Origin of the sequence: Halobacillus sp. KGW1, assembly GCF_001592845.1 — a bacterium.
Classification (GTDB): Bacteria; Bacillota; Bacilli; order Bacillales; family Halobacillaceae; genus Halobacillus.
On sequence record NZ_LSOC01000007.1, the window covers coordinates 1 to 14977 of the forward strand.

13 protein-coding genes are annotated in these 14977 nt (G+C 46.4%); all 13 read right to left on the bottom strand.

Annotation, left to right across the window (positions count from 1 at the left end):
• Window positions 1-194: 194 nt before the first annotated feature.
• Window positions 195-1679, bottom strand: coding sequence for a lysine--tRNA ligase (lysS, locus tag AXG56_RS18485; protein ID WP_008633529.1), 1485 nt, complete (start codon window positions 1677-1679; stop codon window positions 195-197).
• Window positions 1680-1881: 202 nt separating this feature from the next.
• The gene (gene folK, locus AXG56_RS18490) at window positions 1882-2382 is read right to left on the bottom strand and encodes a 2-amino-4-hydroxy-6-hydroxymethyldihydropteridine diphosphokinase (RefSeq protein WP_062515801.1); all 501 of its coding nucleotides are present in this window, start codon (window positions 2380-2382) and stop codon (window positions 1882-1884) included.
• Window positions 2379-2744: a dihydroneopterin aldolase gene (gene folB / locus AXG56_RS18495; RefSeq protein ID WP_008633527.1), complete on the bottom strand. Its 366-nt coding sequence runs from the start codon at window positions 2742-2744 to the stop codon at window positions 2379-2381. The genes folK and folB overlap by 4 nt, the downstream gene beginning before the upstream one ends.
• Window positions 2737-3507 (bottom strand): dihydropteroate synthase, encoded by a 771-nt coding sequence (folP, locus tag AXG56_RS18500; RefSeq protein WP_081594773.1) that lies wholly within the window; start codon window positions 3505-3507, stop codon window positions 2737-2739. Before folP ends, folB begins: the two co-directional genes overlap by 8 nt.
• Window positions 3508-3687: 180 nt before the next feature.
• On the bottom strand, window positions 3688-4614 hold the full coding sequence (gene cysK / locus AXG56_RS18505) for a cysteine synthase A (protein WP_008633525.1): 927 nt from the start codon (window positions 4612-4614) through the stop codon (window positions 3688-3690).
• A 214-nt stretch (window positions 4615-4828) separates the two neighbouring features.
• Window positions 4829-5713 carry an Hsp33 family molecular chaperone HslO gene (gene hslO, locus AXG56_RS18510; RefSeq protein ID WP_008633523.1) on the bottom strand — a complete coding sequence of 295 codons (885 nt, stop codon included), beginning with the start codon at window positions 5711-5713 and terminating at the stop codon, window positions 4829-4831.
• 5 nt (window positions 5714-5718) lie between these two features.
• Window positions 5719-6510, bottom strand: a complete 792-nt coding sequence (locus tag AXG56_RS18515) for a type III pantothenate kinase (RefSeq protein ID WP_026577053.1) — start codon at window positions 6508-6510, stop codon at window positions 5719-5721.
• A 128-nt stretch (window positions 6511-6638) separates the two neighbouring features.
• Window positions 6639-8681 carry an ATP-dependent zinc metalloprotease FtsH gene (gene ftsH / locus AXG56_RS18520; protein WP_008633518.1) on the bottom strand — a complete coding sequence of 681 codons (2043 nt, stop codon included), beginning with the start codon at window positions 8679-8681 and terminating at the stop codon, window positions 6639-6641.
• Window positions 8682-8798: 117 nt separating this feature from the next.
• Window positions 8799-9338 carry a hypoxanthine phosphoribosyltransferase gene (hpt, locus tag AXG56_RS18525; RefSeq protein WP_008633516.1) on the bottom strand — a complete coding sequence of 180 codons (540 nt, stop codon included), beginning with the start codon at window positions 9336-9338 and terminating at the stop codon, window positions 8799-8801.
• An 11-nt stretch (window positions 9339-9349) separates the two neighbouring features.
• The gene (tilS, locus tag AXG56_RS18530) at window positions 9350-10744 is read right to left on the bottom strand and encodes a tRNA lysidine(34) synthetase TilS (RefSeq protein WP_064503525.1); all 1395 of its coding nucleotides are present in this window, start codon (window positions 10742-10744) and stop codon (window positions 9350-9352) included.
• 80 nt (window positions 10745-10824) lie between these two features.
• Entirely contained in the window at window positions 10825-11748 is a 924-nt protein-coding gene (locus AXG56_RS18535) for a protein kinase (RefSeq protein ID WP_062515802.1), read from the bottom strand.
• Complete coding sequence (locus AXG56_RS18540) at window positions 11729-12496, bottom strand: VWA domain-containing protein (RefSeq protein WP_255358545.1); 768 nt, start codon at window positions 12494-12496, stop codon at window positions 11729-11731. The genes AXG56_RS18535 and AXG56_RS18540 overlap by 20 nt, the downstream gene beginning before the upstream one ends.
• Before the next feature lie 31 nt (window positions 12497-12527).
• Window positions 12528-14969, bottom strand: a complete 2442-nt coding sequence (gene spoIIE / locus AXG56_RS18545; RefSeq protein WP_062515803.1) for a stage II sporulation protein E — start codon at window positions 14967-14969, stop codon at window positions 12528-12530.
• Window positions 14970-14977 lie beyond the last annotated feature (8 nt).

Consider the following 14977-nt stretch of genomic DNA (forward strand, 5'->3'; position numbering starts at 1 on the left):
ACAACTTTTTTATATTTTGTTTCGTTAAGTTCTGTGCGGTGCGCCGCTCTCTTAACGCGACAAGTAATAATATATCATGGATATTAAACCTTATCAAGCGTATTTTTGTAATAAAATAATTCAGATAATTTACCCTGTATATAAGAAAAGCCCCCGCTGAAAACGGGGGCTTAGATTTGTAATTCAATCTTCCTTTATTCTTTGTTTCTCATTTGAGGGAACAGCAGTACATCACGAATAGACGGGGAGTTCGTCAACAGCATAACAAGGCGGTCGACTCCGATACCAAGTCCTCCTGTAGGCGGCATACCATATTCCAATGCCTCCAGGAAGTCCTCATCCATCATGTGTGCTTCATCGTTACCTTCTTCTCTTTCTTTCAATTGAGCTTCAAAGCGCTGGCGCTGATCGATTGGATCATTCAACTCGGAGAAAGCATTCGCGTGCTCTCTTCCTACAATAAACAATTCGAAGCGATCCGTGAAGCGTTCATCTTCACGGTTCTTCTTAGCCAACGGTGAGATTTCGATCGGATGCCCGTAGATAAAGGTCGGCTGAATCAATTTCTCTTCTACACGCTGCTCAAAGAATTCATTTACAATATGACCGAAAGTCATCGTATCCTTAATCTCAATACCATGCTCTTCAGCAAGTTCTTTCGCACGTTCATCAGACATCTGTTCCCAGAAATCTACGCCAGTATATTCTTTAATAGCGTCGACCATATGCAGACGTGCCCATTCAGGCTCCAGGTCAATCTCTTCATCGTTGTACATCACTTTAGTCGTTCCCAGCACTTCTTTCGCTATGTGAGCAACCATATTTTCAGTAAGAGCCATGATATCCTGGTAATCCGCATAAGCCTCATATAACTCGATCATTGTAAATTCCGGGTTATGGCGGGTAGACACCCCTTCATTACGGAAAACTCGACCGATCTCATATACCTTCTCCAATCCTCCCACGATTAGACGCTTCAGATGAAGTTCGATAGCGATACGCATGTACAGCTGCATGTCCAAGGCATTATGGTGCGTGATGAATGGACGTGCCGATGCACCACCTGCAATCCCGTGCATAAGTGGTGTTTCCACTTCCAAGAAGCCCAGGCCGTCTAAGTACCGGCGCATAGACTGGATGATCTTACTGCGCAGCACGAATGTATCGCGGCTTTCCGGGTTGGTAATGAGATCAAGATAACGTTGACGGTAACGCTGTTCCACGTCCTGCAGACCATGAAACTTCTCCGGCAATGGACGAAGTGACTTAGTCAGTAGTTGGAACTCACTAGCTTTTACCGAAAGCTCTCCTACGTTCGTTTTGAACATAACGCCGCTGACACCTACGATATCTCCAAGATCGGCCGCTTTGAAAACGTCGTACGCTTCATCACCGATTTCATCTTTACGGACATACAGTTGGATTTGGCCGGAAAGATCCTGGATATGAGTAAATCCAGCTTTTCCTTTTCCGCGTTTCGTCATAATACGGCCCGCTATAGTAGCAGGAAGCTGTTTCTCTTCCAATTCATCTTTCGTAAACTGGTCGTATTTCTCTATAAGTTCTTGAGCAGAATCGGTACGTTCGAATTTGTCACCGAAAGGATCCATCCCTTTCTCACGGTGTGTATCCATCTTATCGCGCCGCACCCGCATATGTTCATTTAGTTCTTCCGCCATTATGATCACTCCATTCTTTATCTTTAGGTTAACTCCGTTACAATAATAAAAACTGCCAGTATTGGACTGGCAGTATCTAACTAAGATTTAGTATAAAAAAGTCCTATGGTCGTGTCAACGATTCAAGAGGCACGAAAAGCGCAAACACGGTTTCCGGAAAATGTATCCTTCCATCCCGAGCTGCTGTTTATGACTGTAACTCTCAAAGATTCCCCCACCTTTTCACCTCTGCTCGTTCTGTCTCTGGAATTTGATCCAGCACATCCTGAGCCTTGCGGTTTAAATGAGGAAGAACAACATCGCAGCTGATATCTACGAGAGGAACCATCACAAAGGCCCGATCTTGCATATATGGATGAGGAATCTTCAAGTGTTCCTCGTTCACACCTTCCTGATTATACAACAAAATGTCAAGATCGATCGTCCTCGGCCCCCATTTCACTACTCTCCTTCTGCCCAATTCTTCTTCTATCACCTGGCAGTATGCCAATAAGGGAGAAGGAGCAAGATCTGTTTCCACTCGGATGACCATATTAAGAAAGTCCGCTTGATCCGTGTACCCCACAGGGGCAGTTTCATAGACGGCGGACTTATTAGTAATTTGAATCGATGCGTGTTCATCCAGGAGAGTCAGCGCGTCCTGAAGGAACTCTTCTCTTGTATTAATATTGGATCCTAATGCAATGAAGGCGATATTTCTCATGAATGGCGGCTCCTGTGAATCTCAACGGCAACAGAGTCATAATGCCCCGGGATCGGCGGGTCCGGTTTGTACCCTTTGACCGTACATGCTTCTAACAGGTCGAAAGAGAGAAAGAGTTCCGCAGCTATTTTCTCTACCAGCGTCTCGACTAAACGATATGCCTCCCCTTCCACAACCTTCTTCGTCACTTCATAAACAGCGCCGTAGTCTATAGATTTGGTCATATCATCACTGGTCGATGCCGGTTTCAAGTCCAATTCCAGCTGCAGGTCGACATAAAATCGCTGTCCCAATTTATTTTCTTCCGGAAAAAGGCCGTGATATCCCCAGAACTCCATTTGATTAAGATAAATTTTATCCATTCTTCTTCACTCCTATCATAGCATCCATCATCTTCGTCATTTTCACTATTGGCTCTACATCATGGACACGTACCATATGTACGCCTTGCGAGATCCCAAAACAAACCGTTGCACCAGTTCCCTCCATGCGTTGATCCTTCGGAAGATCCAGCACCGTTCCAATAAAAGACTTTCTTGATGTGGCAAGAAGAATCGGATAACCCAGCTCGTGAAAGTCATTTAAATGACGCATGACTACAAGATTATCTTCCTGCGTTTTGGCGAAACCGATACCTGGATCAAGAATAATCTGGTGGTCTTTTACGCCCGCTTCCTTCGCGATGGCCACACTCTGTTTCAAATCTGATTTCATATCTTCGATTAAGGATCCGTACGTTTTGTCTGTACGGTTATGCATAAGGATAATCGGTACATCATAGCGGGCAGCAACGTCGGCAATTTCCGGTTCTTTCTTTGCGCCCCATACATCATTAATAATGGAGGCCCCTGCTTCTACTGCCTGTTTAGCCACTTCCGCCTTATACGTATCAATAGAGACCGGAATATGCACAGCGCGAGTAACAGCTTTAATAATCGGCAACACCCGTGCCAGTTCTTCTTCTTCTGAAACAGGCGCATGCCCTGGGCGTGTGGATTCGCCCCCTATATCAATAATATCCGCACCGGCTTCTTCCATTCTGACTGCTTGTCTTACAGCATCATCCATATCATTGTATAGTCCCCCGTCCGAAAAGGAGTCCGGGGTTACATTCAATATTCCCATAACATGTGTCCGTTCATTCAACGTAAATGTCTTCTGAGGTGTCTCTAATGTAAAAGCCACGCTTGATTCCCTCGTTTCCAAATAATTTCTTCCCCTATCTTACAACATTTTTTAATTTCTATCAGGAACTTCTTATATAAAAAAACTGCACCCCTTCAAAAGGAGTGCAGTTCCCATTATTTACTCTTCGTCGAATTGATAAAGTGGTGTAGACAGGTAGCGCTCCCCATTACTCGGAATAATCGCTACGACTTTTTTTCCTTTACCAAGCTTCTTCGCCACTTGTTTGGCTACGTGAATCGCAGCTCCGGAAGAGATTCCGCCAAGGATTCCATCTTTCCTTGCAGCATCTCTTGCTGCAGCAAACGAATCATCCTTCGACACAGTGACCACTTCATCATAAACTTCTGTGTCCAAGATGCCGGGAACAAAACCTGCTCCGATTCCCTGAATCTTGTGCGGCCCCGGGCTCCCTCCGGACAATACCGGAGACTCTTCCGGTTCAATAGCATAAATCTTAATATCCGGATATTTTTCCTTGAGTACTTTACCAGCTCCGGTGATTGTTCCTCCAGTACCAATCCCTGCAACAAAGGCATCCAACTGATCGCCCATCTGCTCCACGATTTCCGGTCCTGTCGTTCTTTCATGAACAAGTGGATTTGCTTCGTTATTGAACTGTTGCGGCATGAAATAACCGTGCTTCTCTTCCAGTTCTGCCGCTTTTTTAATCGCGCCCTTCATTCCATCACTACCAGGAGTGAGAACAAGATCCGCACCATACGCACGCAGTAAGTTACGACGTTCTTGACTCATCGTATCAGGCATAACCAGAATTGCTTTGTAACCTTTAGCTGCAGCGATCATCGCAAGACCGATACCAGTATTACCGCTTGTCGGTTCGACGATGGTATCTCCAGCTTTCAGACGTCCGGCCTTCTCGGCCTCTTCTATCATAGAAAGGGCAATCCGGTCTTTCACGGAACTCCCGGGATTCATGTACTCAAGCTTCAAGTAAACGTCTGCACTGTCTGCATCTGCGCTTCCGTTCAATTTAACTAAAGGCGTTTGTCCAACCAACTCTGTAACATTATTTACGATTCTCATACATTCACTCCTAAAACCAAGTATTTTTATAGGATTTAAACCTAATGTACTTAAAAAATCGTCAATTGTCAAACATTTCAATCATTATTTCGACTTATTTTTCCTTTGAGTCAAACTGCATTGCATGGTCCATAAGGAGCGCTTCTCCTTATAATAAAAGAAATGGCGGATCACAATCACCCGCCATTTCAAACTTAATATTCTCCGGTACGAATTATGAATCAGAAGACGTTGATTTCAATGCTTCTAATTCGTCCACGCCGAAGTGATATTCCTCATTACAAAAATGACACTTCGCTTCGGCTCCTTTATCTTCCTCAATCATACGTTCAATTTCTTCGTTACCAAGACTTGAAAGCGCCATTTCGACACGCTCTCTTGAGCAGTGACATTGGAATTTAATCGGCATCGAATCCAACACACGTACATTTTCTTCCCCTAGAAGGGCGTACAGAATTTCTTCCGGTGATTTCCCATCACGCACTAGAGAAGAGATTGCCGGCATTTCCGACAGTCGTTTCTCAATCAAACTCGTTGTCTCTTCATCCGCCCCAGGCATCATTTGAATAATAAAGCCGCCCGAAGCAAGGATGGTGTGGTCTGTATTCACTAATACTCCAGCGCCTACAGCAGAAGGAACTTGTTCCGATGTTGCAAAGTAATACGTGAAGTCCTCACTGATTTCACCGGAAACAATAGGAACCTGACCGGTGAAGTGATCTTTCATCCCCAGATCCTTAACGATACTCAATGTACCGGATGTACCGACCGCACGGCGCACATCCAGCTTTCCTTTTTCATTCAAATCGAAATCGACATGTGGATTTTTAATATATCCACGGACTTCTCCTTTGGCATTGGCATCTGCGACGATTGGTCCAGCCGGGCCGTCTCCTTCTACTTTAACGGTCAGTTTGTCTTCCCCTTTGAGCATAGCACCCATCATGGAACTGACTGTCAGCGTTCTTCCCAGCGCGGCAGATGTCGTCGCCCACGTGTCCTGCCTGCGTCTTGCTTCTTCCACTGTATCTGTAGACTTAACTGCAAACGCTCTGACCTGACCGTCAAAAGCTATTGCACGCACTAAATAATCGGACATGCTGATCATTCTCCTTTAAATACTTCTTTTTCTTTGTTGCGCTGATATATCTTATGCAGACCTTTCAAAGTCAGATAAGGATCTACATGGTCGATCGTCCGGGACTGACCCGCAATTAAGTTGGCTAGACCTCCCGTTGCGATTACCGTAGGAGTTTGTTCCGCTGTTTCCTTCATCCGCCTTACCACTTCATCCACTTGACCGACATACCCATAAAACACACCGGACTGCATTGCTTCAACTGTGCTTTGGCCGATGACTTGTTCCGGTTTCTTAATTTCGATCTTAGGAAGCTTGGCAGCCTTGGCATACAATGCCTCCATGGAAATATTTATTCCCGGGGCAATAGCCCCTCCCAAATATTCCCCTTCCGCATTAATGTAACAATACGTCGTTGCCGTTCCGAAATCAATGATGACCAGCGGCAGCTCATATTCGTCTTTTGCACCGACAGCATTCACGACCCGATCCGCTCCGATCTCTTCCGGGTTCGGGTATTTCATCTCAAGGCCGTGATCCACATGACCATCTCCGATGATCATCGGCTGCTTTTTAAAATAATAACGAGACATGCGCTCCAGTGCAAACATTATGGGCGGAACAACAGAAGAAATAATGACTCCGTCCATATCTTCAAAGCGAAGACCTTCATGATCGAACAAAGACTTGATGAGCATTCCGAATTCATCTTCTGTTTTATGACGATCCGTCTTGATCCTCCACTGATATTTTAATGTATCCCCTTCGAATACACCTAGTACTGTATTGGTATTTCCCACATCAAGGACAAAATTCATACGTATAGCCTCCCGCATCGTTTCCTTCGGCTACCATCATATCACAACAACGGTTCCCGCGCGCTTCTGCGGCACAGGAAAAGCCACACCGCTCGGGTCATGAGCTGGTGTGGCCTGGTTAAATCAGATTAAGAACGACGGTCTTCGGAATCAGGGGAATGGTTATCTCCCTCTTGCTCCGCTGTGTCTGCTTCTTTTTCCTCTTTCACGGTATCTGTTTCCTGTACATTTTCCTCATCTTTAGACTGGATGTTGACGCGTACGTCCTCATCAACAGAAGAGGTGTTATTTTTTATCTTCGCATTGTTTTCCTGTGCAAGTGCTTCCAGTTCTTCATCCGTAGGTAAACGCCCTTTGTCGAAAAGGGAACGGATTTGGACAGCATCAAGCGTCTCAATATCCAACAATGTCTGCGCGATTAACTCCAACTTATCCTTGTTCTCGGTAAGAATCGTCTTCGCACGGTCATAGCAATATTCAATGAAGTTTTTAACTTCCTGATCGATTTCATAAGCGATTTGATCACTATAGTTCTGTTCATTTTGGATATCACGGCCCAAGAATACTTGACCGCCTGAATTGGAACCGAACTGAAGCGGACCGAGTTTCTCGCTCATTCCGTACTCGGTAACCATCTTACGAGCGATGTTAGTCGCACGCTGGAAGTCGTTATGAGCACCTGTACTCACTTCACCGAAAATGATTTCCTCAGCAACACGTCCACCCAGCAAACCTGTAATCTTATCGAACAGTTCCGGCTTCGTCATGAAGTAACGATCTTCTTTCGGAAGCATTACGGCATAACCGCCGGCTTGGCCACGAGGAACGATGGTAACTTTGTGAACCATATCGGCATCATCAAGCACCATACCGATTACCGTGTGACCACTTTCATGGTGAGCAACGATGTCACGTTCTTTCTTGGAAATGACACGGCTCTTCTTAGCAGGTCCTGCAATGACGCGATCGATCGCTTCATCGACATCATCCATATCAACCTGTTTCTTATCTCCACGGGCAGCTACAAGAGCTGCTTCGTTCAAGAGGTTCTCAAGGTCTGCACCTGAGAATCCCGGTGTACGCAATGCAATCGTCTTCAAGTCGACATTTTCAGCCAACGGCTTGTTCTTCGCATGAACGCCCAAGACTGCTTCCCGACCTTTGACATCCGGACGATCTACCGTAATCTGACGGTCGAAACGACCTGGACGCAGTAGTGCAGGGTCCAGAATATCAGGTCTGTTGGTAGCCGCGATGATGATGATTCCTTCGTTCACGCCGAAACCATCCATCTCTACAAGAAGCTGGTTCAGTGTCTGTTCACGTTCATCGTGACCTCCACCAAGACCTGCTCCACGCTGACGACCGACTGCATCGATCTCATCGATGAAGATGATACCAGGTGCGTTCTTCTTCGCATTCTCGAACAAGTCACGAACACGGGAAGCACCGACACCGACAAACATTTCAACAAAATCAGAACCACTGATAGAGAAGAACGGCACTCCCGCTTCCCCTGCAACAGCACGGGCCAGCAATGTCTTACCAGTACCAGGAGGCCCCACTAATAGAACCCCTTTAGGAATACGCGCTCCGACAGCAGAGAATTTGCGAGGGTCTTTCAAGAAGTCTACGACCTCTACAAGCTCCTGCTTCTCTTCATCTGCTCCGGCAACGTCTTTAAATCGTACTTTTTTCTTCTCTTCGGAATACATCTTCGCCTTGCTCTTACCGAAGTTCATAACACGGCTTCCGCCGCCCTGAGCCTGATTAAGCAAGAAGAAGAATAAGATGAAGATAATGATGAACGGAATAATGGAGGTCAAGAATGTCACCCATGCACTAGGCTGCTCTTCTTCTTCCACATTCAGAACACTTTGTTCCTGAGCCGTCTGTGTAATGTTCGAAATCACTTCATCGTTAGCAGGGATGTTAGCAGTGAAGGATCCTTCCCCTTCAGCCGCACCTTCTAACTGACCACTGACACGAAACACCCCATTGACAGGCTGGATCGTCATCTCCTCAATATCACCGTTATTCAATTTATCGTAAAACTCATTGACATTTAACTCTTGTTGCGCATCACCTTGCCCTCGGAATAGACCGACTACGCCGATTACAACGAGGAAGATAAGTAAATAAAATAAGGTGTTACGAAATATCCGGTTCATTGCCTACCTCCTCCCAAACGAGAAAAACTATAGTAAATACTACCATACAAAAAACGGACGATACAACTAATTACCCTTGATGACAAAGAGTTGACGCTCTGCGAAAAACTACTACGATCAGCCGCCATAGACTTCCGGCTTCAAGACACCTACATATGGAAGATTGCGGTATTTCTCCTGGTAATCCAATCCGTATCCTACGACAAACTCATCAGGAACACGGAACCCTACTGTATCCGCCTTAATGTCAGCACTTCGGCCGGTCGGTTTGTCCAGTAACGTTACAATTTTAATGGATTTGGCTTTGCGGTACTTAAACAGGTCCACTAAGTAAGCAAGTGTTCTTCCACTGTCGATAATATCCTCAACGATCAAGATGTCGCGACCTTCCACTTTCGTGTCCAAGTCTTTTACAATCTTGACTTCTCCGGAAGATTCCATACCTCCGTGATAACTGGAAACATCCATAAAGTCCATTTCCAGATGCGTTTCTACACGTTTCAAAAGGTCTGTCAGGAATGGGGTTGCACCCTTCAGGACTCCGATTGCCAGCGGAAAGCGCCCGTTATATTCCTCTGTCAATTGGGCTCCCAATTCTTTACACTTCTCCTGAATCTCCTCTTCGGAAATCAAGACCTTTTCAATGTCGTTATGCATGATTGCTCCTCCTACGTGTCTGCTTTGTTTTTATAATGTAACCGAAGCCATGTACCTGATGAAGGGTCTACGGGAGTCCCGCTTCCTCTTAGACCTGCCACCCATATGATCTTTCCGGTCTGGTCCGTAACAATCGGCCAGGAATCACGCAATGCAGCAGGAACCTTCTGATCGATAAAAATATCTTTTACCTTTTTCGATCCGTCCATTCCTTTCAACCTGATCCGATCTCCATTCTTCCTGGAACGGACGATTAACGGCAGCTCTACGTGAGCGGTATCACATATGTACATAGTATGACCTTTAGTATCCAACGTTTCTGTCCACTCCGCCTCCACCACCGAGCCGTCGGGTGTAACGACATGCCCGCCGGGTTCCAGCTGGAACCGATAGGGGGCTGATCCGCTTTTCTTTTGGAAAGAGAGCGTGACTTCATCATAGGCACGGACAACTTTCAAACCGCCCGGGAAGTCCAGCATTACGTTTGATTTTTCACCTTTTAACAGGTCAAGAAACAGATCTTCATGCAGGTAAGATATGTCTTCGGTCTGCTTCACATACAGATAGTTCAATATTAGATGAAAGGCAGTCCTTTGTAAAGCTGGCGGGAAGGTTTTGAATGTTCGCACAGACAATTGTACGAATTTCTCAACATTTGTAGAAAAATGTACGGTTTTCAGCACTTCTTCGGCCTGTTTCCTTATGTACGTTCTCTCTTCCCTCGCCCTCTCACTCCACGCCTGCATGTGTTCATGCAGCTTCGGGTTCTGCTCTTTCATGAAGGGCAATACATACTTACGAAAAGCATTCCGTGTATAATCCGTCTGTTCGTTTGAAGGATCGTGCTTCGCCTCGATACCGTGCCTATCCAGATAAGCGGCAATATCCTGTTTGGATACTCCCAGGAGCGGGCGGATAATTCTTCCCGTACTGAAAGGCCGCTCAAGCGGCATCCCCTGGAGTGCTTCCGGCCTTGCACCCCTGACCATCTGCATAACCATCGTTTCTGCCTGATCATCCCCGTGATGCCCTGTAGCAAGCACATCGGCATCATGTGCTTCCATCATCTCCTCGAAAAAACGATAGCGTAAATCTCGCGCCGCTTCCTGGGTTCCTTTCCCTGTCCATTCTTTGTACGTTTGTACATCCACGGAAGTTCCGACAAATTCGATTTCCCACTCCCTGCATATACGCTCCACGAACAAGAGGTCCTCCTGAGACTGGACCCCTCGCAGGCCATGGTCAACCGAAAGCGCCGTCAGCCGGAAAGGGATGTCCTCACGCAGGAGATTCAAGAAGTGCAGAAGTGCCAGAGAATCCGGACCGCCCGATACAGCTGCCAACACCACTTGGCGAGGCTGTATCAACTGATGTTTCGTGATGAATGCACGAACATTGCGATCCATGACATGTACCTCCTGTCTGTAATTTCAATCTAACTAATCCTATCGTATCACTCTTCGATCTATCTGCAAAAGAATACCCACTAAATAAAGAAACTTATTATCGACACCCCGAAAAGAAGAGCAGATACGAGGGAAAATACGGTCCACTCCTTTGTTTCCACATCCTCTTTCTTTCGTCTGACATAACGTGTCTGGTTGTTTTGAGCTTTCTTGCTGCTCATCAATACGCCAGAAAGAGCCTGCTTCATTTCCCGGGAATTAATGTATCTGCCTCTCCAACAATCTTGTATGAAACGCCGATATGGTTTTAGAAGATCTGCCTGCTGCAGCTTATGTTCCAGTGTCTTCTTTGGACTGGAGCCTCGTTCGAACCGCTTCGGGTACGCCATCTCCATCATAATCATCGTTACAGCGAAGAGGTCGTAAGATGGTTCCGCCCTTCTCGATCCCATCCCCCAGTACCCCCTGTCATAAAACTCGGTATACTCCTTGATCGCTCTTCCCAATGCTGTCACACCTCCTACATCGATCCAACGAACTTTGGAAGCGGACATAAGGAGGTTGTCCGTTTTTAAATCGCCAAATACATAGCCTGCCTGATGGAGATGATCCAAATCACTGAGAAGCTGCAGTGTACATATACCGATCCAGTCTTTCGTCTTTCCTTTAAGGAATTGTTCTAAAGGAATTCCGTCTATATATTCCATGACATAGAAAGGCATAGCCTTTCCGCCTATTCTTGTCCAATCATCGACGTCAACAAAAGAAGGCCCAAGCTTGACCCCTTGGACCTTGCTGAACTTCTTCAGCATATTCACTTCCATCATCATGCGCGAGCTGTCCTCGCCCGCCTTCAAGGCGTACTTGCGCCCATTTTCATTCCGGCACAAAAAAACCGTACCACAAGCACCCGAGCCCAGCTCTCGGATGATTGTGTAGGTTTTTCCATTCCACTTTCCTGTCACCTTCGCTCCAGGTTGAAGATTAATTACCTGTTTCTTCATAAGGATCGACCTCATCTCGCATCGTACGGAATAATGGCTTTTCGGCAAACGCATAGATCGCCTCTTTCAGTGCAGGTCCAGTCGGTGTGTACCCTCCACTGTTCAATTTGGAGAAAATGCCGTTGATTTCCCCTAGTTCCGGCGTCCAATCCACCATGCGTTTGATGGTTCGCTTCGGATCAGGGAACGTGTAGACGCTGAACTGATTCGATCCGGTCCTTGCATTCAAACTTAAGGATAAGTCATACAATGCATCTTTGACCGTCGGCAGCTTGTGATGCATGCTTGCACTCGTGTCGACAAGCACGAGAACTTCCAAATCACAACTTTCTCCAAGCTCATCCACCACCTCCACGACTTCCCCCCGCTGTTCCGGAGGTAATTCCTCAATCGTCTGGCTCTTTCCGAGGATCTCCTGCAATTCTTTATTAACGACTCCTTGTATCGTTTGGGTCATGGCTTGTCTCGTCACCATCTGCACGGTTTGGGACAAACTTTGTTGATAAACAATTTGACTGACGCCTCCACCCGCCTCTGCAATGGACTCTACTTCCTCAAGCCCCTGAGGTTGTCCGTTCTGACGATCGTCAAGAACGCCAATCACATTGACCGTTATGCCCTGATTCCTGGCAAGTGCTGCTACAGCAATCGGGTCTTCTCCGTGGTTTGAGCAACCATCCGTTAATAAAAGAATCTGCTTCAGTCGGCCTGGTTTCATGTTGGATCCCTCCTGTTTCGTTGCTCTCAGCTTCGCCGAAACGGAGGAAATATATACTAAATCACGCCTCTTTTTTCTCTGCTGGAATGGAGGACCACTCCGGCATATACCGATCAATTCTGGCGACGATAATCGTCATATCATCATCGATCGTTCCTGCTTGGGCGCGAATAACTTCTTCTAATAAAAGATCCGCGATAATCTGCGGGTCTTTCTCTGTTATACCTTTGATCCGATGCTTGAGCCACAATTCCACATCATCCAGCTGTTTCGGACCTTCCAAAATCCCGTCGCTCATCATGATAAGGAAATCTCCCGCTTTCAATTGTTCACTCGTCATATCGACGTCGACTTCCGGGATAATTCCCATTGGCAGGTTTCCTGACTCCACAGTAAGGATCTGCCCGCCTCGTTTGATAAAGCTCGGTGTGCTTCCTACCTTAATAAATTTGGATGTCGCCTTATGCAGGTCGATCACCGCTAAATCGAGAGTAGAGAAGATTTCATCATTCGTACGTAGAGATAGAATGGAATTAATGGACTGGATCGCGACAGACTCCTGAATCCCTGACTGCAGAATTTGTTTCAGCAGCCGGAGCGTTTCCATACTTTCTTCATGTGCCCGCTCCCCATTCCCCATCCCATCACTGATTGCAAGGGCATATTTCCCTCTGCCCAATTCCATCATGGTGTAACTGTCACCGGATATGAACCCTCCTCCTTTTGCCGCGTGTGCGACGCCTGATTCAATCGAATAATGCTTTGCCGAACCAAAAGATAAATAACACCGGCCGTTCGGATAAGGAGAAATCTCCTCCATCGTCACAACAATCGTCTCCCCTAAGATATCGGACAATACCGGCGCAATGATCTTGGATCCTTCTCCGCGGTAATTCTCAATTTCTACAATTAACTCCAAGTCCATGTTTCCTTCATCAAGCGAGTAAATTTCAAGTTTCTGAATAATCATCCCCATTCGTTCCAGTGCATGATAAATGATCTGTTCTTTATGTTCGTGCTGCTCCCGCTCCTTTACAATCTCTTTGGCGAAATTATTCATGACCTCTGATACACCCTGCAGCTGCTCCGCTACGAATTTGCGGCTCTCCATCACCTGCCGCTTCAGCTGCTTATTAGCATGATAGAAAGATAATTCATGATTCATCGTATCGATCAGCTTCTGTGATTTCACACAGTGCTGGTCTACATTTTTCCTTAAGAGCCGGCTCGGTTCCCCCTTCTCATCCAGCTCATGCATCAGATCAGTCATTAAATCATGGGTGTCGTCGAACTTACTCACCCAGCATTTCTCCTTCTTAAAGCACGACTGACACGTTTTCTCCGTTACATGACTGAGAAAATAATCGACCTCCTCCGCTTGTCCTTCGTCTACTTTCGGCTGTTCCAATGTAAAACTCTTCGATAACGCCTGAAATACGTCGGAAAACTTTCCGACGCGTACAGCCGTCACATCTCTAACCTTCTGCAAATATTTTTGCTGCTCTGAATGATGTTCTTCCGTTCCCGGAATGTATTTCGATAATTGTGTCACCCATGAATTCGGAGTCAATATAAACAAAGCCACCGCCCACGCAGACGCCCACAGAGAAGACGGCAGACCTGCCCCACTGTTCATATAAAAGCCGATAAGAAGGGTGCCGACGATGAGCCCAGCACTCACCCCCAGCTTCTTCCCTTCTTTCAATAAACCACCCAGCAAGCCCGAGAATGCAAGCAGGCTCATTTGATAGATATGATCCAAGTTAGACAAACTTAATACGAGTCCTGTCACGACTCCTACCGTCGACCCGATCGCCGCCCCCGCGATATAGGCCAACAAAACAACTAAGTACCGTGCAAATATATCCACAACTGCTACCCCTTGAATCTGCCAACCGATCATGCCTGTCAATACAGAAGCTAACAATATGATCAAACAAACAATCTCTTCATTCTTTAACGTAGGTTGATATCTTTGTGGTGTTAAAATCGGAAGACTCTGCATAAAGATTAGTACAAGGATGAAGCTCAATACCCCTTCTGCCGCCATTAATGTAATTTCGTAAAGCTGCCAGCGATCGAGCAGTGCCAGACTGACGGTCCTTGGTATGAGACTGGCAATCAAGGCGAGTGCCGGCAGCCATCTCTGGGGGTGACTTGTTTTGCGCACTCCCAGACTTAAGAGCAAAAAAGCCAGCGACGCTCCGACGATAAACCCCGCATGACTGTAGCTGTATGTAGAAGCTCCAGCAGCCATCATAATGGTGACCGGTATAACCAGCGGCCGCTTCAACCACCAGATCACGGCCAGGAACGCAACACCGAAAGGGGCCATGGACGATAATATAATCGCTCGTCCCAGTAGTAGTGCAAGAAGCATGTGGAACACGCCTTTGTTCGCCATGAAGGAGAACGTTCCGAAAGAAACCTTCTGTAAACCTTGTACAATTCCTGATCCTCGAACAGCCTGACGACTTTCCCGTTTTGATACAGTACCCAACATCTATCACC